Annotated in this window: 22 protein-coding genes; 12 read left to right on the top strand and 10 right to left on the bottom strand. The window is 72.9% G+C overall.

Going from position 1 to position 24401, the window contains the following annotated elements; all coding sequences use genetic code 11:
- The first annotated feature begins 1 nt into the window (after position 1).
- From ACFRIC_RS05030 to ACFRIC_RS05010, 5 genes are all read left to right on the top strand, one after another.
- Positions 2–2056, top strand: a complete 2055-nt coding sequence (locus ACFRIC_RS05030) for an acetate--CoA ligase family protein (protein ID WP_382779520.1) — start codon at positions 2–4, stop codon at positions 2054–2056.
- Positions 2057–2125: 69 nt separating this feature from the next.
- A complete protein-coding gene (locus ACFRIC_RS05025; protein WP_382779518.1) occupies positions 2126–3298 on the top strand; it encodes an acyl-CoA dehydrogenase family protein in 1173 nt (390 codons plus the stop codon).
- A 74-nt stretch (positions 3299–3372) separates the two neighbouring features.
- Positions 3373–4548 carry an acyl-CoA dehydrogenase family protein gene (locus tag ACFRIC_RS05020; RefSeq protein WP_382779514.1) on the top strand — a complete coding sequence of 392 codons (1176 nt, stop codon included), beginning with the start codon at positions 3373–3375 and terminating at the stop codon, positions 4546–4548.
- A gap of 115 nt (positions 4549–4663) precedes the next feature.
- Positions 4664–5566 (top strand): 3-hydroxybutyryl-CoA dehydrogenase, encoded by a 903-nt coding sequence (locus ACFRIC_RS05015; protein WP_382779510.1) that lies wholly within the window; start codon positions 4664–4666, stop codon positions 5564–5566.
- A gap of 47 nt (positions 5567–5613) precedes the next feature.
- Positions 5614–6225, top strand: a complete 612-nt coding sequence (locus tag ACFRIC_RS05010; RefSeq protein ID WP_351131895.1) for a TetR/AcrR family transcriptional regulator — start codon at positions 5614–5616, stop codon at positions 6223–6225.
- A 116-nt stretch (positions 6226–6341) separates the two neighbouring features.
- Here the strand turns inward: ACFRIC_RS05010 and ACFRIC_RS05005 are convergent, their stop codons facing one another.
- On the bottom strand, positions 6342–7070 hold the full coding sequence (locus tag ACFRIC_RS05005; RefSeq protein WP_382779507.1) for an SDR family oxidoreductase: 729 nt from the start codon (positions 7068–7070) through the stop codon (positions 6342–6344).
- Between the two features lie 340 nt (positions 7071–7410).
- Between ACFRIC_RS05005 and ACFRIC_RS05000 the strand changes: the two genes are divergently transcribed.
- Positions 7411–7941, top strand: coding sequence for a hypothetical protein (locus ACFRIC_RS05000; protein ID WP_382779505.1), 531 nt, complete (start codon positions 7411–7413; stop codon positions 7939–7941).
- 307 nt (positions 7942–8248) lie between these two features.
- Complete coding sequence (locus ACFRIC_RS04995) at positions 8249–8743, top strand: FBP domain-containing protein (protein ID WP_382779503.1); 495 nt, start codon at positions 8249–8251, stop codon at positions 8741–8743.
- Positions 8744–8850: 107 nt separating this feature from the next.
- Here ACFRIC_RS04995 and ACFRIC_RS04990 read toward each other — a convergent pair whose 3' ends face one another.
- On the bottom strand, positions 8851–9456 hold the full coding sequence (locus tag ACFRIC_RS04990; protein ID WP_382779500.1) for a TIGR03086 family metal-binding protein: 606 nt from the start codon (positions 9454–9456) through the stop codon (positions 8851–8853).
- Positions 9457–9575: 119 nt separating this feature from the next.
- Here ACFRIC_RS04990 and ACFRIC_RS04985 point away from each other — a divergent pair, with 119 nt between their 5' ends.
- From ACFRIC_RS04985 to ACFRIC_RS04975, 3 genes are all read left to right on the top strand, one after another.
- Positions 9576–10829, top strand: a complete 1254-nt coding sequence (locus ACFRIC_RS04985) for an aromatic acid exporter family protein (RefSeq protein WP_382779497.1) — start codon at positions 9576–9578, stop codon at positions 10827–10829.
- Positions 10830–10914: 85 nt separating this feature from the next.
- Entirely contained in the window at positions 10915–11979 is a 1065-nt protein-coding gene (locus ACFRIC_RS04980; RefSeq protein WP_382779494.1) for a hypothetical protein, read from the top strand.
- Between the two features lie 148 nt (positions 11980–12127).
- Complete coding sequence (locus ACFRIC_RS04975; RefSeq protein WP_382779491.1) at positions 12128–13390, top strand: lactonase family protein; 1263 nt, start codon at positions 12128–12130, stop codon at positions 13388–13390.
- On the opposite strand, the gene ACFRIC_RS04970 is transcribed toward ACFRIC_RS04975, so the two are convergent.
- Together ACFRIC_RS04970 and ACFRIC_RS04965 are read right to left on the bottom strand one after the other, a co-directional pair.
- A complete protein-coding gene (locus tag ACFRIC_RS04970; RefSeq protein ID WP_382779488.1) occupies positions 13358–14083 on the bottom strand; it encodes a DUF2470 domain-containing protein in 726 nt (241 codons plus the stop codon). The two genes, ACFRIC_RS04975 and ACFRIC_RS04970, sit on opposite strands and share 33 nt — an antisense overlap.
- 138 nt (positions 14084–14221) lie before the next feature.
- Positions 14222–14830, bottom strand: coding sequence for a TetR/AcrR family transcriptional regulator (locus tag ACFRIC_RS04965; RefSeq protein ID WP_382779485.1), 609 nt, complete (start codon positions 14828–14830; stop codon positions 14222–14224).
- Positions 14831–14938: 108 nt separating this feature from the next.
- Here ACFRIC_RS04965 and ACFRIC_RS04960 point away from each other — a divergent pair, with 108 nt between their 5' ends.
- On the top strand, positions 14939–16420 hold the full coding sequence (locus ACFRIC_RS04960) for a cytochrome P450 (protein ID WP_382779482.1): 1482 nt from the start codon (positions 14939–14941) through the stop codon (positions 16418–16420).
- A 65-nt stretch (positions 16421–16485) separates the two neighbouring features.
- Here ACFRIC_RS04960 and ACFRIC_RS04955 read toward each other — a convergent pair whose 3' ends face one another.
- Positions 16486–17352 (bottom strand): pentapeptide repeat-containing protein, encoded by an 867-nt coding sequence (locus tag ACFRIC_RS04955; RefSeq protein ID WP_382779478.1) that lies wholly within the window; start codon positions 17350–17352, stop codon positions 16486–16488.
- A gap of 125 nt (positions 17353–17477) precedes the next feature.
- Here ACFRIC_RS04955 and ACFRIC_RS04950 point away from each other — a divergent pair, with 125 nt between their 5' ends.
- Positions 17478–18542, top strand: a complete 1065-nt coding sequence (locus ACFRIC_RS04950; RefSeq protein ID WP_382779475.1) for an SDR family oxidoreductase — start codon at positions 17478–17480, stop codon at positions 18540–18542.
- A gap of 3 nt (positions 18543–18545) precedes the next feature.
- On the opposite strand, the gene sigJ is transcribed toward ACFRIC_RS04950, so the two are convergent.
- From sigJ to ACFRIC_RS04925, 5 genes are all read right to left on the bottom strand, one after another.
- Positions 18546–19451, bottom strand: a complete 906-nt coding sequence (gene sigJ, locus ACFRIC_RS04945) for an RNA polymerase sigma factor SigJ (protein WP_382779472.1) — start codon at positions 19449–19451, stop codon at positions 18546–18548.
- Between the two features lie 55 nt (positions 19452–19506).
- Positions 19507–20340, bottom strand: a complete 834-nt coding sequence (locus tag ACFRIC_RS04940) for an enoyl-CoA hydratase/isomerase family protein (protein WP_382779469.1) — start codon at positions 20338–20340, stop codon at positions 19507–19509.
- A gap of 56 nt (positions 20341–20396) precedes the next feature.
- Positions 20397–21698 carry an alpha/beta fold hydrolase gene (locus tag ACFRIC_RS04935; protein WP_382779466.1) on the bottom strand — a complete coding sequence of 434 codons (1302 nt, stop codon included), beginning with the start codon at positions 21696–21698 and terminating at the stop codon, positions 20397–20399.
- Positions 21699–21833: 135 nt separating this feature from the next.
- Entirely contained in the window at positions 21834–22859 is a 1026-nt protein-coding gene (locus tag ACFRIC_RS04930; protein ID WP_382779464.1) for a LacI family DNA-binding transcriptional regulator, read from the bottom strand.
- Positions 22860–22938: 79 nt separating this feature from the next.
- Positions 22939–24363 (bottom strand): BNR repeat-containing protein, encoded by a 1425-nt coding sequence (locus ACFRIC_RS04925; RefSeq protein WP_382779461.1) that lies wholly within the window; start codon positions 24361–24363, stop codon positions 22939–22941.
- Between the last annotated feature and the right edge of the window lie 38 nt (positions 24364–24401).

The raw sequence follows: 24401 nt of genomic DNA, 5'->3' as shown, positions 1-24401 counted from the left end.
CATGGGACGTGACCTCTCGGCCCTCTTCGACCCGGTCTCCGTCGCCGTGGTCGGCGCCAGCGACGACCCCGCCAAGTACGGCCACGCCATAGCCGCCCAGGCCGTCCGCGCGAACGGTCGCCGTCCCGTCCATCTGGTCAACCGGCGGGGCGGTACGGTGCTCGGCCGCACCGCCGCACCGAGCCTGAGCGCGATCGGCGAACCGGTCGACCTGGCCGTGGTCTGCGTGCCCGCCGCCGGGTTCGAGGCGGCCGTCGACGAGGCCCTGGGGTGCGGGGCACGCGCGATCGTCGCGATCACCGCCGGCTTCGCGGAGACCGGCACCGCCGGCCGCGCACGTCAGCAGGCCGTCGCCGAACGGGTGCGGGCCGCGGGAGCCGTCATGGTCGGCCCCAACTGCCTGGGGATCGCCGACAATACGACGGACCTCTTCCTGGCCTCCGACACCTTCACGCCCGGCGGCGTGGCGCTCCTGAGCCAGAGCGGCAACCTCGCCCTCGAACTCCAGCTGCGCTTCGCCCCGCACGGCCTCGGCTTCTCCCGGTTCGTGTCGCTGGGCAACCAGGCCGACGTCACCCTCGTCGACCTGCTCGCGGACTGCGCCCGGCACGAGGACACCCGGGCGATCGCGGTCTATGCCGAGGACTTCGCGGACGGACGTGCCTTCGCCGAGGCCGCGGCCGTGGCCGGCAAGCCGGTGGTGCTGCTCACCGCCGGGCGCGGCGACGCCTCGGCGCGCAGCGCGCAGTCGCACACCGGGGCGCTGACCACCTCGGCCGACGTGGTGACGGCGGCCTGCCGGGACGCCGGGGTGGAACTGGTCGCCACCCCGCGCGAACTCACCGTCGTGCTCGCCGCGGCGGCCGGACCACGCCGCGGTGCCGGCCGCCGGGTCGCCGTCCTCACCGACGGCGGGGGCCACGGCGTGATCGCCGCCGACGCCGTGGAGGCCGCGGGACTCTCGGTGCCGGAGATCGGCGCGCCGACCCGGGAGCGGCTGCGCGAGGTGCTGTGGGAGCAGTCGGCCGTCGCCAACCCCGTGGACCTGGCGGGCATGGGCGAGCAGGACCCCGGTTCGTACGCGGCGACCGTCGAGGCGCTGCTCGCGGCCGAGGAGGTCGACGCCGTGCTCATGACCGGCTACTTCGGCGGCTACGCGGCCTCCGAGGGCGGTCTCGGCGGCGGCGGTAGGGCGCTGGCGGACGGGGAGCGGGAGGCGGCACAGCTCATCGCCGCCCGGCACGGCGCCACCGCCAAACCGCTGGTGGTGCAGTCGATGTATCCCGGCTCCCCCAGCTGCCGCACCCTCGCGGCCGCCGGCATCCCCGTCTTCGACGCCACCGAGGACGCCGCGCGCACCCTCGCCGCCACGGTGGCCGGCCGTACCGCGCCCGGCATCGTCCCCCTCCCCCTGCCCGCCGCGCCGATGGAGGAGACCGGGTACACGCGGATCCGCGCGGCCCTCGAAGCGGCCGGCCTCGCCTTCCCCACCGCCCGGGAGGTCCACGACGAGTCCGAACTGCTCGCCGCCGTCGCCGGGTTCCCCGGCCCGTACGTGCTCAAGGCCCTGCACCTGCTGCACAAGTCGGACGCGGGCGGTGTGGCCCTCGGTCTGACCGGGACCGACGAGGTGCTGGCCGCCTTCCGCGAGATGCACGCCCGGCTCGGCGCGCCCGCCTACTCCGTGGAGGCCATGGCGGACCTGTCCGACGGCATCGAGCTGATCGTCGGCGTCAACCGCGATCCGCGGTTCGGCCCTGTCGCCATGGTCGGCCTGGGCGGGGTGCTCGCCGAGTCGCTGCGCGACGTCGCCTTCACCCTGGCGCCGGTGACCGCCGGCCGCGCCCTGGACCTGCTGCGCGGACTGCGCACCGCCGCACTGCTCGACGGGGTGCGCGGCCGGCCTCCCGTCGACGTCGCCGCGGCCGCCGCGGCCATCGAGACGATCACCGCGTTCGCCGCCGCCCACCCGGAGATCGCCGAGCTGGAGGTGAACCCGCTCCTCGTCGGCCCCCGCGGTGCGCTCGCCCTGGACTCGCGCGCCGTCCTCGGCTGAGCGACACCCCCGTACCCGCCCGGGCGCCCCGCCCGCCCCCGCCCTCCCCCGACCCAAGAGGTGGTCACCATGGACATGCGCTACACCCCCGAACAGTCCGACCTGAAGCGGCGCGCGGCCGACTACGCCCGGCTGCTGATGCGCTACGAGGACCAGTCCGAGCAGGCCGGCGGTCCCCTGCCGCAGGAACTGGTCACCGAACTGACCCGGGCCGCGATGGACGCCGGCGTCTACGCCATCAACATGCCCGCCGCATGGGGCGGCGCCGGGCTCAGCCTGCTCGACCAGGTCATCGTCGAGGAGGAGTTCGGCAAGGCCACCAACTGCCTGTGGGACATTCCCTGGCGGCCCGCGAACGTCCTGGCCCAGGGCGACGAACGGCAGCGCGAGAAGTACCTGCTGCCCGTGATCCGCGGGGAGAGGTTCGACGCGTTCGCCGTCACCGAGCCGGGCGCCGGATCCGACCCGTCCTCCGGCACCTCCACGGCCACGCGCACCGAGGGCGGCTGGCTGCTGAACGGCGAGAAGTGGTTCGTCACCTGCGGCGACATCGCCGACTTCCTGCTGGTGCAGGCGGACGCGGGCCCCGAGCGCCTGCCCACGCTGTTCTTCGTGGACAAGGCCGCTCCCGGCGTCGAGATGACCCGCGTGCCGCGTTTCATGCACTCCGCCGTCAACGGGCATCCCGAGTTCACCTTCACCGACGTCTTCGTGGCCGACGAGGACGTGCTCGGCGGCGTCGGCAACGGCTACGAACTGACCAAGGAGTGGTTCACCGACGAGCGTCTGATGATCGCGGCCCGCACCGTCGGCGCCGCGGAGCGGGCCCTCCAACTGGCCCGTGACTGGGCCGTGGAGCGCGAGCAGTTCGGCGCCCCCATCGCCAACTACCAGCTGATCCAGGGCATGCTCGCGGACTGCGCCGTGGACATCGCCGTCAACCGCGCCTACACCCACCAGGTCGCCTGGGAGGCCGACCAGCCGCACACCGACCGCAAGACCCTGCACGCCAAGGCCTCCACCGCCAAGCTCGCCGCCAGCGAGGCGGCCGGCCGGGTCGCCGACCGGTGCCTGCAGATCTTCGGCGGCCGCGGCTACGACCGCTCCTACCCCGTCGAGCGCATCTACCGGGAGCTGCGCGTCGACCGGATCTGGGAGGGCACCTCCGAGATCCAGCGGCTGATCATCGCCAACGAGCTCATCAAGCGCGGCACCGGCGCGCTGGCTCTCCCCACGCACTGACCCCGCCCACGCCCACGCCCACGCCCACGCCCACGCCCACGCCCACGCCAGACCACCACACAGCGAGGACTTCCATGGACTTCCGCCTCACCCCGCGCCAGGCACGGCTCAAGGCCGACGCGCGTGCCCTCACCGACTTCATCGCCGCCTACGAGAACCGGTGCGAGGAGGACAACGGGCTGCCCGCGAGCGCGCACACCCAGATCCGCGACGCGGTCCTGGACGCGGGCCTCCAGGCCGTCAACATGCCTGCCGAATGGGGCGGCGCGGGCCTCACCATCGCCGAACAGGTCACCGTCCAGGAAGAGTTGGGCCGACTGACCGGCGCCCTGTGGGACATGGTGTGGCGGCCCGCGAACGCGCTGCGGTTCTGCACGCCCGAGCAGCGCGAGCGTTTCCTGGTCCCGGTCATCAAGGGTGAGCGCCGGGACTGCTACGCGGTCACCGAACGCGGCGCCGGGTCGGACCCGCAGAACATCGCCACCACGGCGACGAAGAACGACCGGGGGTGGGTGCTCAACGGGGAGAAGTGGTTCGTGACCGTCGGCGACCACGCCGACTTCATGATCGTCCTCGCGGCGGCGGGTCCGGAGCGCGCACCGACGCTGTTCCTGGTCGACAAGGACACCCCGGGCATCGAGATGACGCGCGTGCCGCGCTTCATGCACACCTTCGTCTACGAGCACCCCGAGTTCACCTTCACCGACGTCCAGGTCGACGAGGACGCCGTGCTCGGCGGCATCGGCGAGGGATACGACATCACCCGCTCCTGGTTCACCGAGGAGCGCCTGATGATCGCGGCCCGTACCACCGGCGCGGCCGAGCGGGCCCTGGAACTGTCCCGTGACTGGGCCGTGGAGCGCGAGCAGTTCGGCGCGCCGATCGCCACGTACCAGCTGGTCCAGGGCATGCTCGCGGACTGCGCCGTGGACATCGCCGTCAACCGCGCCTACACCCACCAGGTGGCCTGGGAGGTGGACCAGGCGGGTGCGGAGGACCGCAAGACCCTGCACGCCAAGGCCTCCATCGCCAAGCTCGCCGCCAGCGAGGCCTCGGGCCGGGTCATCGACCGGTGCCTGCAGATACACGGCGGGCGGGGCTACGACCGCGCGTACGCCGTGGAACGGCTCTACCGGGAGCTGCGCGTGGACCGGATCTGGGAGGGCACCTCCGAGATCCAGCGGCTGATCATCGCCAACGAGCTCATCAAGCGCGGCCCGGGGGTGCTGGACCTGCCCGTCACCCGATGACACCGGCAGGGGCGGGCGCCCGCCCCTGCCCCCGCGGACCGTCACGCGTCCCCGGCGTCCCCGGTGCCGGGGACGCCGGGGACGCCGGGGACCTTCGACGCAGAGAGGACAACGGATGACCGACATCGAACGCGTGGGGGTCGTCGGCTGCGGCCTGATGGGGGCCGGCATCGCCGAGGTCTGCGCGCGCGCCGGCCTGCCGGTGACGGTCGTGGAACGCGACGCCGAAGCGGCCCGCGCGGGCCGGCGGCGCATCGGCCACTCTCTCGACAAGGCCGTCGCGCACGGCAGGCTCACGGCCGAACGGCGCGAGGCCGCCGCCGTGCTGATCACCGTGGCCGACCAGTTCGAGGCCCTGCACGACCGGGATCTGGTGATCGAGGCGGTGGCGGAGGACGAGCGGCTCAAGCTCGACGTGTTCACCCGGCTCGATACGGTCGTCACCGGCGAACGCGCCGTCCTCGCGACCAACACCTCGTCGATCCCGGTCGTGCAGCTCGCCGCGGCGACGGGCCGGCCCGAGCGGGTCCTCGGCGTCCACTTCTTCAACCCGGTGCCGGTGCTGCGGCTGGTCGAACTCGTCCCGTCGCTGCTCACCTCGGCCGACACCGCGGACCGGGCCGAGGCCTTCGTGACGGGCACGCTCGGCAAGGAGGTCATCCGCACCCGGGACCGGGCGGGCTTCGTGGTGAACGCGCTGCTCGTCCCGTACCTGCTGGCCGCGATCCGCATGGTCGAGTCGGGCGTCGCGAGCGTCGAGGACGTCGACCGCGGCATGGTCCTCGGCTGTGCGCACCCCCTCGGGCCGCTGGCGCTGACAGACCTCATCGGTCTGGACACCACCCGGGCCATCGCCGAGTCGCTCTACGCCGAGTTCCGGGACCCCACGTACTCCCCGCCCCCGCTGCTGTCCCGGATGGTGGAGGCCGGTCTGTTGGGTCGCAAGTCGGGCCGCGGCTTCCACACGTACGAGGCGCGGTCCGCGCACGAGGCGGCGGCGCGGGCCGAACGGCCGTGAGGGACAATGGCGGCGGTGTACGACCGCCGGACGAGGGGAGTCGCAGAGTGTCCAGCAAGGTCCGCACGGCGGACACGCGCGAGCGCATCCTGACCGCGGCGTGCGAGGCCATCGCCGAGATCGGCTTCGAGAAGATCCGCATGCGCATGGTCGCGGAGCAGGCCGGCGTGTCGACCGCGCTGCTGCACTACCACTTCGACACGCGCGAGAAGCTGTTCACGGAAGCGATGGCCCACTCCTTCGCCAGCACGGCCGTGGATCTGGAGCGCGACGCGGAGACCGCACCGGCGGCGGTCGTCCTGGCACGCATCCTGCGCAGCCTGCTGCCGACCGACCCCGTGTTGCACCAGGACTGGCGGCTGTGGCAGGAGCTGTGGGTCCGGGCGCTGCGCGACGAGTCGACCCGGGTGTTCGCCGTGGACCTGTACGCCGAGCTGCACGCGTGGGTGAGCGGCGCGGTGCGGCGGGGCATCGAGTCGGGTGAGTTCACGCCGACCGACGTGGACGAACTCGCCACGCTCGTACTGTCCCTGAGCGACGGTTACGGCATCCGCCTGATGCTGCGCGATCCCATGGTCACCCTGGAGGGGGCGCTCGCGTCCGTGTGGCGTCACGCCGCCACCTCGCTCGGTCTGCCGGAGGCGGTCCCGGCCGGGTGAACCGCCCGGCCGGGTCATGATCTCCATGTGCGACTGGATCGGCTTGTCCCGTTGCCGAGGTCGACGAGCAGGCGGGGCCCGAACAGCGCGCCGCGTCGGCCTCCTCGTCGGGCGGTTCAGGAGAGCCAGTCGACGTAGCGGGTGGGGGCGAGGTGGGCGTCCTTGTCGGTGAGGACGTCGCCCTTGACGACGGCGAACATGCCGGCGGTGGGGTCGGTGACAACGGTGCGACCGTCGCCCTTGTGGGTGAGGGTGATCCGGCCCAACTCGTCCAGGGGGAAGACTTCGGGCCCGGCGATGTTGCGCGTGCCCCCCAGCGGGGCGCCCGCGGCGACTTCCGCCACCGCATCGGCCACGTCCTTGGAGGCGATCGGCTGGATCGGCGTGGCAGGCAGCCGGACGGTGTCGCCGTCGGCGGTCCAGGACAGGACCGCGTCGATGAACTCCATGAACTGCGTCGCGCGGACGATCGAGTAGGGGATCTGTCCGGCCGCGAGGATGTTCTCCTGGAGCTCCTTGGCCCGGTAGTAGTCCAGCTCCGGCACCTGGTCCGTGCCGACGATCGAGAGAATGACGAAGTGGCCGACGCCGCCCTTGCGGGCCGCGGCCAGGAGGTTGTCCATCGAAGTCTGGAAGAAGGCCAGGGAGGCTTCGTCGAAGGTCGGGGAGTTCGTCAGGTTGACGACGACGTCGGCTCCCGCCACCGCCTCGTCCAGTCCCTGGCCACTGATGATGTCGACGCCGGTGGACTGCGAGTGCGGTACCGCCTCGTGTCCGGCGGCGTTCAGATTCTTGACGACCTGCGACCCGATCAGCCCGGTACCGCCGATGACCGCGAACTTCATGACATGCCTTTCGCCAGGAGAGGTGGACCGGTCAGCTTCACCGGCCGACGCAGCCGCAGCCGCAGCCGCAGCCGGATCGTCTTCCCCGTCGACTACGTGATCAGGGAAGCACGGGTCGTCGTACATCATCGGCAAGAACGCGTGTCCCGCGACCTGTTGGTTTGTGATCGGCACGGCGTCTCCCCACCTCAGCGATGAGCCGGCACGCCGATCATCCACAGCACCACTGGCCCCGTGGACGGGCTGTCGCCTTTGGCGTGTAATGGAAGGGAGACGCGAGGCGCGCTGAGGCACAGCGGCCGCAAGACACTCCGAGGCGATCGCAGCCGGAGGACTTCTCGTGAAGCACCACACCCGAGCATTCATCGCAGCCACCGGAACGGCACTCTTCCTGTCCTCGGCCACCGTGGCGTACGCCGGTGGCACCAGCCACGACGGGGCACGCAGCGTACAGGCAGCGGGATCGGGGGTGAGCGCCTCGCCCTCCGCGACCGTGTCCACCAAGTCCGGCCCGCTCGGCAAGATCCTGGTCAACAGCAAGGGGCACACCCTCTACCTCTTCCAGGCCGACAAGACCAACAAGTCCACCTGCAACGGAGACTGCGCCAAGGCCTGGCCACCGCTGAAGGCGAACGGGAAGCCGACGGCGGGAGGCGGCGTCAACAGCAAGCTGCTGTCGACCATCACGCGCAGCGACGGCTCGAAGCAGGTCACGTACAAGGGGCACCCGCTCTACACGTTCGTCGATGACACCAAGGCCGGGCAGACGAACGGGCAGGGGCTCGACGCCTTCGGCGCCAAGTGGTACGTGCTGGGCACCGACGGCAAGGCCATCACCAAGACCCCGTCGTCGTCACCGGGCGGCTACTGACCTGACCGCACGGCGCGCTGCTCGAACCGGTCGCAGTCCCGGCGCCGGAAGCCTGCCGGGCTGCGCGGTCGCAGGACGGGGCTCGCCCGGCGGAACGGTCCTGCAGTCCGGTGGCCGCTGCCGGCCGGCCGTCTTGACCAGGGATGCGGCGACGCCGGTGGCGGAGGCCCCGCTCGTATCCGGCCCGCTCCCTCCTGTCCGCGCCTCCGCGGGTCCCCCGAAATCCACTGGCTCCCACTCCCGGGACTAGGTACCTTCGACGAAAACCTAGGACCCCTAGGTTTTATCGTCGATACCGGGAGACCCCATGAGACCGCTCACCGAGCAGGACATCCGTACCTCGTTCATCAACTGCACCAGGGGCGAGGCGAAGCGGCTGGCGACGCCTCGCGATCTCGACGAACGACCCTGGGGCGATCTCGACTTCCTGGGCTGGCGAGATCCCGGTGCGCCCGACCGCGGCTTCCTCGTCACCGAACGGGACGGCGGCCTCCTGGGCGTCACCCTGCGTCTCGCGTCCTCCCGGCGCGGGCTCGCGCACCGCAGCATGTGCTCGCTGTGTCTGACCACGCACCCGGGAGACGGGGTCGCGCTGATGACGGCCCGCAAGGCGGGCGCCGCGGGCCGCGAGGGCAACTCGGTCGGCGTCTACGTCTGCGCCGACCTCGCCTGTTCCCTCTACGTGAGGGGGAAGAAGGCGCTCCGGTCGGGAAGCCGCTTCGAGGAGACCCTCACGACGGAGCAGCAGATCGCCCGGACGGTCGGCCATCTGTCCGCCTTCCTGGCGAAGCTGCGCGACTAGGGCGTGCCGCAAGGTCTCGCCTGGCCGGCGACGCCTGGCACGGACCCCGGGCGAACGACGCGACTTCGCTGGGCCGGCCGTGGGGCTCACGGCCGGCCCAGGACTCTTCAGGACCCGGCCGGCGTCCAGTGCGGGTCGCGGCCGAGGAAGGCGAGCAGCGCCTCGGCCGGCCCTGCGCCCTCCGGGACCTCACGCGCGGGGGCGAACACACCGAAGGAGTCGCGGAGGTGGTCGGCCAGCCGGTCCGCCGCGAGCCGGATGCCGCCGGCCAGGTCGTCGTCGAGAGGCGATGCCTGGCCGGTCGCCACCGCGATGTCCCAGGCGTGCACACCGGCGTCCATCGCGGCCGCGGCGGCCGCCACGCCGAACGGCAGCGGCCCGAGCGGGGTGGCCACCTCCCGCGCGTCGGCGGGCAGTCCCGCGTAGACGCCGGCGACCTGGGCGAGGACCTTGTCGAGCGCGGCCGTGACGTCGGCCTCCAGAGCCGCGTCCGGGTGGAAGGCGTCCGACTCGGGCCACCCGGTGCCGGTGACCGCGGCGCCGTACGCCTGCTGGTCCAGCCGGGCGTGGTTGAGCACCTGGGCCGCCGTCCACTCGGCGCACGGCGTCGGCGCCGACCAGGCGTTCTCCGGCACGCCGGCGACCACGGCGCGCAGCCGGTCGTGCGACAGCGTCAGCAGTTCGATGCCCTGGACGTTGCTCGTCGCGCTCATTCCGGTGCCTCCTGATGCGGTCCGTCCCGGTCGATACCTTCAATCTAGGATCCCTTGCGGACAGATACGGTCCGCAATCGACACGTTCGGTACCCGTGTTAAACGGGAAGGCCCCAAGGATGCACGAGGCACGTGGTGAGTGGACGGCGTCCGTCGCGAAGATCGTGGAGCGTCGCCGGGAGCCGGTGGTCGTCCAGACACTTCGTTCGACGGCCGCCGCGACGATCGCGTACGTGGTGGCCATCCATCTCAGTCCCGAACCCGCGCCGCTGACCGCGCCCCTGACCGCGCTGCTGGTCGTACAGGTCACCCTGTACTCGACGATCACCACCGCGATCCGGCGGGTGAACTCCGTGGTGGTGGGCGTCGTCATCGCCATCGGCTTCAGCAGCCTGGTCGGCCTGACCTGGTGGAGTCTGGGGCTGATCATCCTCGCCTCGCTGGCGGTGGGGCATCTGGTCCGGGTCAGCGAGTTCGTGCCCGAGGTGGCGATCAGCGCCATGCTGGTCCTCGGTGTCACCCGGGTCGGCGACACCGCGTGGGCCCGCGTGCTGGAGACCTTGATCGGCGCGGTCGTGGGCCTCACCTGCAATCTGGTGCTCGCGCCGCCCGTGTGGGTCGACATGGCCGGGGAGCAGATCGAGGACCTGGCACGCCGGATGCGGCAGTTGATGCTGCGGGTCGGCGAGGGGGCCGCCTCGAACACGCCCTTCCACGTGGCGGCCGAGCGGCTGCACGAGGCCCGCCGGCTGGACAACGACATCGCCGGGGTGGACGCGGCCCTGCGGCAGGCCGAGGACAGCCTGAAGCTCAACCCGCGGGTGCGCGAGGGGCTGATGCACCGGGTCGTGCTGCGCACGGGCCTGGACACCCTGGAGATCTGCACGGTGGTCCTGCGGGTCCTGGCGCGCAGTCTCACCGACCTGGCCAAGGAGCGGGAGCCGCGGCCCCTGTTCGAACCGCAGGCCGGAGCCGTCCTCCAGGAACTGCTGTCGGAGGTCGCCGACGCGATCGTCAGCTTCGCGGTGCTGGTGACCACCGATGTCACCCAGAACGCGGTGTCCGCCGAGGAGCGGCTCAGCGCGGAACTCGCCACCGCCGCCGCCACCCGCGACAAGCTGGCCCAGCTCTTCCTGGAGGAGGTCCAGCGCGACCCGAGCCAGTGGCAGCTCCACGGTTCCGTCCTGACCGAGGTCACCCGCATCCTCGACGAGCTGGACACCGAGCACCGCACCCGGCGTCTGTTCGAGGAGCTGGACCGCTGCACCCGTGAGCAGCGCGAGCGCCGGCCGCGCCTGACCCGGCTGCGGAACCGGCTGCGCCCGCCGCGCCGGAAGAGGAACCGTTCCGACGCCTCCGCGCGTTCTAGATGACGAGTTCCGTGAGCGGAAACGGCACGACGCCGTGGCGGTGAGCCGCACGGCGTGGCCGGTGGCAGGAGAACGAGGGGGCGGGCGGATGACCGAGGACACCGTGCGGATCGACGGGAACGCACTGCGGCTGCCGGGCGGGCTGCAGGTCCGGTTCATACGGACACTGCGGCTGCCCGAGACGGGCACGCACGCGTTGCCGCCGGGGCTCGGGGAGTTCCCCGTCCGGCGCGTCGAGGACTACGGCGACCGGGTGCCCGCCGAGTGGCGGGCGCGCGGCGGTGTGATGCTGCCGGTGTATCTGCGCGAGGCCATGTGGCTGAGTTTCGCCGGGACGGCGGAGCCGGCCGCGTTGCAGGTGGGCGTGGGCAAGGTCTGCGCCGTCTCCGGCAAACCGTGGAGCTCCCGGCTCACCCGTGATCCGCAGAACTACGTCGTCCTCCCCCGGCAGCCGTGGCTCGACGGGATCAACTCCGGCAAGGGGACGGTCCGCCAGTTCGTGGCCGTACCGCTGGGTCTCGGGGCGACGGTCGAGGGCCAGGTCACCGGCGAGGAGGTCTGGGGCGGTGTCCAGCTCCAGTCGTTCCCGCTCGAGGCCGGAGAGCTGGCGGCGTGGCGGGAGGCGGAGCGCCGCCGGACGGAGGCGCTCAGCCGGATGCCCCAGGCACCGGGCGGGTACGGCGCGGCCATGCCGATGATGGCCGCGCCACCCGCACCCGGGGCGGCTCCCGGCGCCGCGCCCGCCGGGGGTGCCCCGCGTGCGCGCAGCGCCCCGGCGATGGGTCTCGGCGTCGGCGGCTCGATGCGCCAGGAGGTCTATCGCGACGACCGGCCGCTGAAGGCCTGGGCGAAGGAGCCGGCCGGACGCGTCTTCGTCCACCTCGTGACGCCTCCGGAGTGGCGCCGCATCACCGGCGAGGCGCCCCCGCCGTCCCCGGTGGACCGTGCGGCGTACACCCGCGCGGGGCTCCCCTGGTTCGACTACTACGACCAGGACGCCGCCGACCTGGCGCCCACGGACGAGCTGGGTTCGGTGCAGCCGGTCGGCGACTGGCTGGGCGACGACCACGAGCCCTGGCAGCAGCCCTCGCCGCATCAGGTGCAGCCGCTCGGTGACGCCCCGGGCAAGCCCGTCGGGGACGGCGACTGGTAGGTCCCGGCGTCGCGCGACGCGTGGATCCCGTCGGCGCTCCTCGCGCGTTGCGTGGGGCGCGCCGCGGGGGGCCGTTGTTGCACGTGAGGGGTGTCGCACGCCAAGGTGGCCGTTCCGGCCGAGGCAACCGACACCCCGAGGTGCAGGCATGAGCAGTGGTGCAGGGCCGTCGCGCGACGCGGGCGGCGGCTGGACCAGACGCCGTTTCGTCGCCGCGCTCGCGGGGGCGGCCACGGTCACGGCGGTCCCGTCGTGCGCGGCACCCCAGGCGGACCCCGCCGGGACGACCGCTCGTCCGAAGGCCCCGGTCCCGAAGGCGCCGCCGGCCGGTCCCTCGGCGTCGGCGTCCGGGTCGGCGCCCCCGTCGACGGCTCCCTCCGCCGGTCCGCGTCGGCTGTTCCTGGGCACGTACACCTCCGGGGACGGCGGCGGGAAGGGCATCGGTGTCGCCACGTACGACCCGGCGACCGGCGCGGTCACCGGCGGCGGTGTGGTGACGGGCGTCGACAATCCCTCCTTCCTCGCCGTGCATCCGGACGGCCGGGCGCTGTACGCGGTCGACGAGCAGGACGCGGGCGCGGTGACGGCCGTGGGGCTGCCGGGGAGAGAGGTGCTCGGCAGCCGCTCCACCGGCGGCTCGGGTCCCTGCCATCTGTCCGTGCATCCGAGCGGCCGCTGGCTGCTGAGCGCGAACTACGCGTCGGGGAGCGTCGCGGTGCATCCCGTCGAGGCCTCCGGCGCGCTCGGCGAGCGCACCGATCTGGTCCGACACACGTCCCCGGCGCCCGGTCCCGGCCAACAGGGCCCGCACGCGCACCAGTTCGTCACCGCTCCGGACGGCGGCCATCTGCTCGCCGTCGATCTGGGCACCGACACGGTGTACACCTACCGGCTGGACGAGACCCGGGGCACGCTCACCGAGGTCTCCCGGGCGCGGACGCGGCCGGGCGCGGGTCCGCGCCATCTCACGTTCCACCCCGGCGGCCGGTACGCGTATCTCGCCAACGAGGCCGACAACACGGTGACGGTGTGCGGCTACGAACCGGCGACGGGCCGCCTCTCGGTGGGCGAGGCACAGTCCACGGGCACGGGAGGCGGCACGAGCTACCCGGCCCAGTTCGTCGTGACGCCGAACGGGTCGTACGCGTATCTCGCCAACCGGGGCCACGACAGCCTGACGCGGTACGCCGTCGAGGCGGACGGAGCCCGGCTGCGGCTGCTGGACGCGGTGCCGGTGGGCGGCGCCTTCCCGCGGCACGTCGCGCTCTCGCCGGACGGGCGGCTGCTGTTCGCGGCGAACCAGCGGTCGGGCACGGTGACGGTCTTCGCGGTCGACCAGGAGAGCGGTGAACTCCGGCGCGCGGGCGCGCCGTTCGCCTCACCCCTCGCGGTCTGTGCGCTGCCGCTGTAGCGGACGGGGGCAGGAGGCGAGGCTCGCCTGGGTGAGCAGGACGTGCATGCGCTCGGTGAGCTGGGAGACGTCGTCGGCGGGCGCGTGGAACGGCAGGCGTACGTCGCCGTTGCCGCGCGCCCGTTCGATGCGCAGGGTGAGTCCGTGGCGGTCGACGGCGAGGGGCTGGACGCGCACGGCGCCGTGCAGGCTGTCCGGTTCGACGAGACGGGTGAGCCGCTCGACGGCGTCCGGGTGGGCGTCGGCGAGATGGGTCAGGAGCTGCGCCTCGGCGAGGGCGAGCGGGTCGGGCCGGGCCTCGGCGAGCTCGTCCAGATCGACGACCACGGTCCCGCCGGGCCGGCGCAGCACCGCGCGGGTGGGCCGGAACGAGAGCTCCCCGTCCTCGGGGACGAACCAGCCGGCGAGCCAGAGGCGGGCCCGGATCCGGTTCCGTACGGGGACCGGTGCGACATCCGCGAACTCCAGGACGGCGGACGGCTCTCCGCGCGGGGAGCAGATGGCCGCGGCGAGCAGCGCGCTGTCCTCGGGCACCCGCAGCAGCACCCGGCCGTCGGCGGTGACGGAGTGCGCGCCGACGAACTCCTCGCGGCCGCCCTCGGCGCTCACCGCGCAGGACCAGGCCGCGGCGAGCACCGAGCGGGCGTGCTCCGCCGCGGCGGGCGCGGCCGTCCAGGTGTGACGGTCACCCATCAGCTTCCTCCTTAGGTAAGGCTTGCCTAACCTATCGAAGATCCGGGCGTACGCCAACCACACCTCGCCGATCGAAGAAGTGTGCGTCGACCCCTGCCCACCCGAAAGGGGCGTCACGGCCGCCGCGCAGAGCGGACCTCAGGGCGTGATCGCGCCGAGCAGCGCCCGCGCGCACAGATCCCGCACCTGGTCCCGGGTCAGGTCCGCGTCCCGCAGCCACTCCAGGCACACGGCCGTGGTGAAGGCCAGCCATCCCCGGACGGCGATCCGCAGTTCGGGCCGGTCCTCGGCGGACCGGCCGAGCTCGGGATCCGCGGCCAGGGCCGAGAGGATCTGCCGCTCCTGCGCGGCCAGGGCCTGCTGATAGACCCTGCGCACGGCCTGGTCACCGGCCGCGTCGGCACGGTGGAAGGCACGGAACCCGTGCGCGTGCTCCTGCACGTACCCGAGGAAGGTGTCCAGGCCCGCGCCGAGCTGCTCGCGCACCGGGACACCGGGTACCGCCGCGGTCATCCGCAGCATCCGCCCGCTCTCCCGCTCGACCACGGCGGCGAAGAAGTCCCGCTTCGTCGGGAAGTAGTGGTACAGCAGCCCCCGTGAGACTCCGGCGATCTCGGCGACCTGCTCGATCCAGACGTCGTCGTACGGACTCTCCGAGAACAGGCGGGCGCCCACCGACAGGAGCTGCTCCCGGCGCGCCTCGGTACTGAGCCGGCGGCGTGCGCGCTCCCCCTGCTTCCCCGTCATGCCCGCACTTTACTTGACGCCGGTTCAACAACGGGATCAGACTGAACTCCGCTATTGAACTCACGTACAACAGACTCAACCTGCCCGAGTCACAAGGGAGATGGCGTCATGGCGGAGACGAAGGCGGCGGCGCGGCCGAAGGGGTTCCGCAGCGCGGAACTGGGCTGGCCGGAGCTCCACCGCATCCCGCACCCGCCGCGCCGCGTCCCGCTGGTCGGCGACGTGCTGGGCGCGAACGTCCGTTCCCCGCTCCAGGACTCCATGAAGTTCGGGAAGCGGCTCGGACCGATCTTCCGGCGCCGTGCCTTCCGCAACGAGATCGTCTTCGTCTGGGGCGCGGACTTCGCCGCCGAACTCGCCGACGAGTCGCGGTTCGCCAAACACGTGGGCCTGGGCGTCGCCAACCTCCGTCCGGTCGCCGGGGACGGACTGTTCACCGCCTACAACCACGAGCCCAACTGGCAGCTCGCGCACGACGTCCTGGCCCCCGGTTTCGGCCGCGAGGCCATGGAGGGCTACCACCCCATGATGCTGGCCGTGACCGAGCGGCTGACCGGCCACTGGGACCGGGAACAGACCGCGGGCCGTGCCGTGGACGTGCCCGGCGACATGACGAAACTGACGCTGGAGACGATCGCCAGAACCGGCTTCGGCCATGACTTCGCCTCCTTCGAGCGCTCCCGGCCGCACCCCTTCGTGAACGCGATGGTGGGCACGCTGACCTACGCACAGCGCCTCAACGTCGTCCCGGTCCCGCTGGCGCCCGTCCTGCTGCGGGGCGCCACCCGGCGCAACGCGGCGGACATGGCCTACCTCAACCGCACGGTCGACGCCGTCGTGGCCTCCCGCCGGGGCGGGGGCGGCGACGGCGACCTGCTCGACCGCATGCTGGAGACGGCCCACCCCGAGACCGGGGAACGGCTGACCCCCGAGAACATCCGCCGCCAGGTCATCACCTTCCTCATCGCCGGCCACGAGACCACCTCGGGCGCCCTGTCCTTCGCCCTGCACTACCTCTCCCGGCACCCGGAGACGGCCGCCCGCGCCCGGGCCGAGGTGGACCGCGTCTGGGGCGGCACGGACCGGCCCGGCTACGAGCAGGTCGCCAAACTCCGTTACGTGCGCCGGGTCCTCGACGAGTCGCTGCGCCTGTGGCCTACGGCACCGGCGTTCGCGCGCGAGGCCCGCCACGACACCGTGCTCGGCGGCGTCCATCCGATGCGGCAGGGCGCGTGGGCGCTGGTCCTGACCGCGATGCTGCACCGCGACCCGCAGGTGTGGGGCGCCGACGCGGAGGGCTTCGATCCGGACCGCTTCGACGCGAAGGCGGTACGGGCCCGGCCCGCGCACACCTTCAAGCCCTTCGGCACCGGGGCGCGCGCCTGCATCGGCCGCCAGTTCGCGCTGCACGAGGCGACGCTGGTCCTCGGACTGCTGCTGCGCCGCTACGACCTGCGGCCCGACCCCGACTACCGGCTGCGGGTGGCCGAGCGGCTGACCCTGATGCCCGAGGGGCTGCGCCTGCATCTGGAACGGCGCGCGCCCAGGGCCCCCGGGCGGACGGAGACCCTGGCCGGCGCGAGCGAGTGAGGCCGCACCCCTCCCGGCGTGGGCTGCCGACGGGAGGGGTGCGGCTGTCGGCCCGAGCGGGTCTCTCAGCTCCGGGAGGTGGGGCTCTCAGCTCGGGCGATCCAGTGGCCGGGGCGGGAGACCGAGTCCGGGAGGCGGGTGCCGGCGCTGCCGCGGGCCGCGTCGAGCTGCGGCTGGGTGAGGAACAGGGCCCCGGTCAGATCGGCGTCGGTCAGGTCGGTGTCCCGGAGGTCGGCGCCGATCAGGTCGGCTCCGCGCAGATCGGCCCCCGTGAGGTCGGCGGCGACGAGCAGCGCCCCGCGCAGACTCGCGCCCCGCAGGTCGGCGCCCTTGAGCCGGGCCCCCATCAGATCCGCGCCACGCCGGTCCTTCCGCCTGCCCCCGCCGGACTCGGCCCGTACGAGTTCGCTCGCCCGCAGCAGCAGTTCGCCGGCCTTCCGCCGGTGCGCGCCGACGTCCAGCGCGGCCAGCTCCTCGGGGCCCTGCCGGGTGAGGCGTTCGGTCGTGGAGATCAGACGCCGGACGTCGGCGTGCACCGGACGTGCGGCGGGCAGCGTCAGGGCCTCGTTCAGGTACCACAGCAGTTCGTGCAGGTGGCGCACGACGGGGAACACGTCGAACATCAGCCGGGCGCGCTCCTTCGGCCCCGAGCGCCAGTCCTCGCCGCCGAAGGTCACCTGGGAGACGTGCTGCCCGGCCCCGAAGCAGTCGTAGACCGTGCAGCCCGTGAAGCCCGCGGGCCGCAGCCGGGTGTGGATGCCGCACCGGGAATCCTCGCGCAGATGGGGGCAGGGCTCCCCCGCGCGCTTGTCGATCGCGAAGTCGGCCGAGCGGGCGAAGGGCAGCGCGACACAACACAGCCCGAAGCAGCTCCCGCAGTCGGCGCGCAGTTCGTCACGGGGATCCGGGGATGTACGGACTTCCTCTGGCATGTCCTCCAGCCTACTGACCTCTCCACCCGCCCTGAGCCGGGCCGATTCGGCGGCCCCGCGTCCCCGCCGCGATGTGCTCGCTCCCGCTCTTGATGTCTGACGGCGCACCGGGTATCGAGTGCGCCATGGACGACATCGCGCTCCCCGGTCTCCCCGCCCCTCCCCCGCTGGGCGCGAGCGCCCTGCCGGCCGGGACGTTCGACGGCTCGCTGGTGCTGGTCACCGGCGGCGGCACCGGACTCGGGAGGGCGATCGCGGCGGAGTTCGCCCGGCTGGGCGCCGACCTCCTGATCGTCAGCCGCCGTGAGCGTCATCTGGCGCCCGCCCGGGCCGAGTTGGCGAAGCTGGGCACGCGGGTCAGGTCCGCGGTCTGCGACATCCGGGACCCGAAGCGTGTCTCCGAGGTGTTCGACGAGGGCGGGCTGCCCGACGTGCTGGTCAACAACGCGGCCGCCAACTTCCCCGTCGCCACCGAGGACATGTCCCCCAACGCCTGGCAGGCCGTGGTCGACATCACGCTCACCGGAACGTTTCTGATGACCCGTGAGTTCGGCCGGCGTCACCTCGCGGCGGGCACGCCGGGCTCGGTCATCGACGTCGGAGCGTCCTACGCCTGGACCGGCGGTCCCGGTTTCGCGCACAGCGCGGCGGCCAAGGCCGGCGTGGAGAGCCTGGTGCGGACCCTGGCGGTCGAGTGGGGACCGTACGGCATCCAGGTCAACGGTCTGGTGCCGGGGCTGATGCCGCACGAGGACATGACGGAGGACATCCGCGGCAACCTGGCCCGCGGCACGGGCGGCGGGGCCGGCTCCAGCCCCGGGGACCACGGGCCCGGCCAGGGCGCTCGGCGCGCCGGGGCCGGCCCGGACGGCGACGGCGAGCGGGATGACCGGTCCCCCGGCCGTGATGACCGGCACCCCGGGAACGCACTGGGTGGCAAAGACACGCCGGACGACTCAGGCACGCGCGACGGGGCGGCCGACGCGCTCGGCCGGCGGCAGCCGGCCCTGCGCGTCGGCGTGCCCCGCGAGCTCGGCTGGGCCGCCACCTTCCTGGCGTCCCCCTACGCCCGCTTCATCACCGGTCACACCCTGGTGGTCGACGGCGCGAACTGGCAGCGAAGGGACCTGGTCGCCCCGCCGGTCACGCCGGTGCGGGACCAACTGGGGCGTGGTCCCTTCACCGGCTGACGGTCACTCCCCCGGCTTGTCCCCCGCAAGGTCGAGCCGGGCGAGCCGGTCGGGGTCGGCCAGGATGTACATCGCGACGATCCTGCCGTCGGCGACGGTGACGCCCATGACCGACTGCGGCCGGCCGTCCACGATCGCGACGACACCCGCCTCCCCGTTGACCCGGACGAGCCGCGAACTCGCCGCGAACCGGCGGAAGGCGAGGGCCTGACCGGCCACCGCCTCGGCCCCGCGCACCAGCTTGGACACGGTCACGCCGCCGACCAGCGCGCCCGCGTCGGCGCGCAGCACGACATCGGGGTCGAGGACGGCGACGAGCGCCTCGAAGTCGCCTCCGCGTGACGCCGCGAGGAAGGCGTCGAGGACCTCGCGCTGCCGGACGGCGTCCCGCTCGGGCTCGGGGGCGGCTCCCTTGACGCGCCGTCGCGCCCGGCTGGCGAGCTGCCGGGTGGCGGCGGTGTTCCGGCCCACGATGGGCGCGATGTCGTCGAAGGGCACCGCGAACATGTCGTGCAGGACGAAGGCGAGCCGTTCGGCGGGCTCCAGCGTCTCCAGGACCACGAGGAGGGCCAGACCGACCGAGTCGGCCAGCAGCACCTCCTGTTCGGGGTCGATCCGGTCCAGGGGGCTGACGACGGGGTCGGGCACGAAGGTGCCCGAGGGCTCCAGCGGGTCCTCGCGGCGCGCGGTGCGGGACCGCAGCATGTCCAGACACACCCGGCCGGTCACGGTGGTCAGCCAGCCGGCCAGGTTCCTGATCTCGTCCGGGTCGGTGCGGCCGAGCTTCAGCCATGTCTCCTGGACGGCGTCGTCCGCCTCGCTCAGCGATCCGAGCATCCGGTAGGCCACCGCCCGCAGCTGGCCCCGGTGCTCCTCGAACCTGTCCGCGAGAAGTTCACTGTCGTGCATCGGTCCCCCCTGCCTGTCTCGTCGTACACAACAGTGACCGATCAAAACACGTGGGTCACTTCCCCTCGAAGCGGGGCGCGCGGCGGGCGCCCTTGGCCGTGTATCCCTCGGCCGCGTCGTCCGAGGTGAGGGTGAGCGCGGCCGACAGGGCGGTCCGGTCGAGGGCGGCGGTCAGCGGGGCTTCGGCGTAGGCGTCGATGCCGTGTTTGACGCCCTGCACGGCGAGCGGCGCGTTCGCCGCGATCTCGGCGGCGACGGTTCGGGCCGTCTCGTCCAACGCGGTTTCGTCCGTGAGGAGTTGGACGAGGCGCAGGCGTTCTGCCGTCGCCGCGTCGAGCCGTCTCCCGGTCAGCGCCAGGTACTTCGCCCATCCCGCGCCCGCCTCGCGGGCGATCCGCAGGTCTCCGCCGGCGTCGACGGCGAGCCCCAACTGGGCCTCGGGCAGGGCGAACACGGCGTCGCGGGAGGCGATCCTGATGTCCGCCATCAGCGCGAGCTCGAACCCGAAGCCGAGGCAGTAGCCCTGGACGGCCGCGACGACGGGCTGCGGCAGCCGCGCGAAGGCCGCGAAGCGCTCGTGCGCCCAGCGGATGCCCTCGTAGTAGGCGCGGGCGCGCTCGGCACCCGAGCGGCCGGTGATCGCGCCGCCCGGGGCGCTCACGTCGATCCCGGCGCAGAAGGCGCGCCCCTCGGCCCGCAGGAGCACCGCCCGGACCGACGGGTCGAAGCGGATCCGGTCGGCGATCAGGCCGAGTTGACGGGTGGCCTCCCAGCTCCAGGCGTTGAGCTTCGCGGGCCGGCACAGGGTGAGGACGCCGATGCCGTCCTCGACGTCGAGGCGCAGGCGTCGCTCGTCCTCCGGGACGTCCGTGCGGGTGGTGTCGATCATCCGTACCCCCTCAGGATTCTGACGGTCCGTCAGAATCCTAGAGGAGGACGGCCGGATCAGACGTCGTCGCGCGTGAGCGCGAGCAGCCGGTCCAGGACGCGCGGACCGCCGGCCCGCACCCCGTCGTGCTCGAACTCGTCGGTCACCCAGGTGCGCAGACCCCGCACGGCACGGGCGGTGGCCAGGGAGTGGCCGGCGTCGACGTACATGTCGTCGTGGTAGACCGCCGCCGCCACCGGCACCTCGTTCACCGCGAGCCGGGCCGGGTCGTACAGCGGCGCCCAGTCGGTGCGGGCGGCCAGCTCCTCGGCGGTGTCGCGCAGCGGGCGCAGAGCCGGGTCGGACTCGAACATCCAGGGGTGCACGGACTCGCCGGTGAACAGCAGCGGCCCGTCGTCCGCGAGCGTCTTGGCCGCGTCGAACTGCGGGAACTCGGCGCGCACCCGCTCGGCGGACCAGGCGGTGGGCCGGCCGCCCTGGGCGTAGATGGCCTCGTGGACGAGCGCGTACAGGGGGTGGCCCGCGTACGACAGGAGCGACTGGACCTCCTCCTGGAAGGCGTCGGAGAGCGCGTGGCCCTGCGGGGTGCGCACGAAGGCGTCCTCCAGCAGGTAGTGCAGGCGGTGGCTGCCGTCGCTGCCGCCGAGGAGGATGCCGAGCGACTGGAAGGCCTCGGCGGTCAGGCGGTAGCCGCCGCCGAGCACCGGCTCGTGCTGGAGCAGGTACTCCGCGATGCGGCGGGCGCGCTCGACGTCCTGCGGGTAGCGGGCGTAGTGCGCGGCGACCTTGCGTTCGATGCGCGGGTAGGCGGCGCGGTACACGTCGTCCGCGTGCCCGTCGAGCGAGGGCAGACCGCCGGTGACGACGGCGGCGCTCAGCCCTTCGGGGGCGCTGGAGAGGTAGTGCACGGTGCAGAAGCCGCCGAAGCTCTGGCCGAGGACCGTCCAGGGGGCGCCGCCGGTGAGGGCGGGCCGGATGGCCTCGCAGTCGCGGACGATGGAGTCGGCGCGAAAGAGGGCGAGGTAGTCGGCCTGCTCGCGGGCGCCGCCGCGCAGCGGGAGGGTCTGCCGGTTGGCGGGTGTGGAGTGTCCGGTGCCGCGCTGGTCGAGGAGCAGGACGCGGAAGTCCTTCAGGGCCCGGTCGAGCCAGGCCTGACGGCCGACGAAACGATTCGCCCCGAAGCCGGGGCCGCCCTGGAGGTAGACCATCCACGGCAGGTTCTGGTGCGCCTTGTCGCTCGCGACGACCTCGCGGGCGAACAGGTCGATGGTCTCGCCCGCCGGTCGGTCGTGGTCGAGCGGCACGGTGAAACGGTGGTCGGTGAGGACGACACCGGGCTGGCGGTAGCTGACGGTCAACAGGTCTCCCGAGTCGTACGGATTCCAGGCTGCGTCCCAGTTCAGCACATGTCGCCCGGGCTCCGCGGGCCGGGGACCGGGAAGACGAACTGAACAGTGACTCAGCGGGCCGGTGACGGGGAACTGAACCGCTGGTCAGCGCGCCGCCAGGCTGGAGCGGCGCACGACCAGTTCCGGCTGGAGCACGACGCGGCGGTGTTCGTGCGGCGTGGGCGCGGTCTCCGCGTCGATCTCCTCCAGGAGCAGCTCGGCCGCGAGGGCTCCCATGGTGACCGCGGGCTGGCGCACGGAGGTGAGCGGGACGGCCGCGGCGGCCGCGAACTCGATGTCGTCGTAGCCGACGATCGCGAGGTCGTCGGGCACGCCGACGCCGGCCGCGTACATCGCCTGGAGGAGGCCGAGGGCGAGCAGGTCGTTGGCGCAGAAGACGGCGGTGGGCCGCTCGGCGAGGCCGAGGAGCCGGGCGCCCGCGTCGCGCCCGGCTGCCACGTCCAGGCGCTCGGTGGGCAGCTCGCGCAGGTTCTCCGGGCCGAGGCCCGCCTCACGCAGGGCGTTCAGGGCGCCCGTACGGCGGTCCCTCACCTGGCTGAGCCCGGGTGGTCCGCTGACGTACGCGATCGAGCGGTGCCCGGCGTCCACGAGGTGCCGGACGGCCAGCGCGCCGCCCGCCACGTCGTCCACGGAGACCGAGCACTCGGTGGTGCCCTCGGCCACCCGGTCGACCAGCACGAACGGGATGCCGTTGCGGCGGAACGCCTCGATGTTGCGCCCGCTCGCGTCCGACGGCGTCAGCAGCACGCCGCGCACCCGCTGCTCGGCGAAGAGCGACAGATAGTCGGCCTCCTCGCTCGGGGACTGGGCGCTGTTGCAGACCATCACCCCGAGCCCGGCCTCCCGCGCGGCACGCTCGGCGCCGCGCGCCACGTCCACGAAGAACGGGTTGCCCATGTCGAGGACGAGGAGCCCCATGATCCGGCTGCGTCCGGCCCGGAGCTGGCGTGCCGACTCGCTGCGCACGTAGCCGAGCCGGTCGATGGCGGACAGGACGCGGGCCCTGGTCTCGGATGCCACCGAGTCGGGGCGGTTGATCACGTTGGAGACCGTGCCGACCGAGACTCCGGCGGCACGGGCGACGTCCTTGATACCCACCGACTGGACCATCGGGCGGGAACCTCCACGAGTAGAGCGAGTAGCGGCGGGCGGGCCCTCACATTATCCGCGAGAGGGCCGGAGCCAGGGGTCAGGCGGGCAGGCGGAAATCGGCGACGTGCAGGGCCGACGGCGTGGTGCCGGCGGACTTCTCCTGGTACATGACGGACAGGGTTCCGTCCTGTGGGACGCGTGTCTCGTCGATGACGACCTCGCCGAAGGCGTTCAGGCCGGCGCCGTCGAACAGGAGGGTCCAGTCGGTGTGCCCGGAGGACTTCGAGGCGCCCGCGATCCGCCCGTACGGCAGGATCGCGTAGGCGTTGTCGTAGCGGTCGAGGACCAGTCTGGTGCGCTGGCTGGAGTTCAGGGCGAGGGGGATCTCGGTCTTGGTCCAGCCGCCCGCGGAGCCCTTGCGCAGGTGGAAGGCCCGGCCGTTCGCCGTACGGTCCTTCACGTAGTCGGTGGTGCACTGCCCGAAGCGTCCGGGCACGTAGCTGATGATCGCGTGCGGCAGGCCCGCGGAGTCGGTGGCCTGGCTCTCCTGGTTCATCAGGGAGTGGTCGGGGTCGAGGGGGTCGACGACGAGTCCGGGGTCGGTGACGGCGACGGTGCCCGCGGTTCCCGTCGTGCCGACGACAGTGCCCGCGTCGTTGCGCCAGCTCCGGCCCCGGTCGGTGGAGTAGACGTATCCGGTGTCGTGGTTGGTGATGCCGCCGGGGCTGCACATCACGGCGGCGTTCTGCTCGCGCCAGGTGAAGAAGGAGTGCAGCCGCCCGTTCACGTCGTAGTCGATCCCGTGCAGGTACATGTTGCGGGCGGTGCTCGACCCGTGCGCGCCGGTGTAGGTCCCGGTGGAGGCGGACCACTCGCCGAGCGCGGTCCAGGACGAACCGTCGTACTCCGCCAGCGCGTTGCGCCCGTTCCCCGAGACGCCGACGCGGTACGAGAGCTGGAGGCGGCCCTCCGGCGTCGCCACGAACTGCGGATAGGTGAACTGCGGGGTGAGCGCCAGACCGTCCAGGGAGGTCTGGACGGCCCCGAGGACGGCGGAGGTCCAGGCCGTGGACGTGGGGTTGTCGAGCAGCCCGGCCACCGACTTGACGTAGAAGAAGCCGTCGCTGTGGGAGTCCATGTTCAGGTGCAGCCGGCCGTCGGTCCGGGAGACGCCCATGGAGATCACGTCGTGGGAGTCGTCGCTCTTGAGCTTGTGGCCGAGCGTGATCGTGGACCAGGTGGAGGCGCCCAGGACGCGGCGGGCGACGACCGCGCTGCGGTCACCGGTGTACCAGGCCGCGTACTGGTGGCCGCGGTAGGTCAACAGGCCGTTTTTCTGGAACGAGTTGTTGTTGACCAGCCCGTCGTAGGAGACGAAGTAGAGGGCCTGCGGGTCGAGTCGGGTGGTGCCGGTCCGCGTCACGGAGGGGCCGGGGACGGCCGCCCGGGCCGTCCCCGCCGCGAGCGCGGGACCGGCCACGGTGCCCAGCAGGGCCGTCGTCAGTACGGTGCGTCGTCTCATGTACGGGCTCCTCGATCGGGCTGCGGGCGGACGGGTTC

It is taken from the genome of Streptomyces sp. NPDC056738 (assembly GCF_042790435.1).
In the GTDB taxonomy this organism is placed as follows: Bacteria; Actinomycetota; Actinomycetes; order Streptomycetales; family Streptomycetaceae; genus Streptomyces.
The sequence above is the reverse complement of the archived record's forward strand: the minus strand, read 5'-3'. Positions and strand labels throughout refer to the sequence as shown.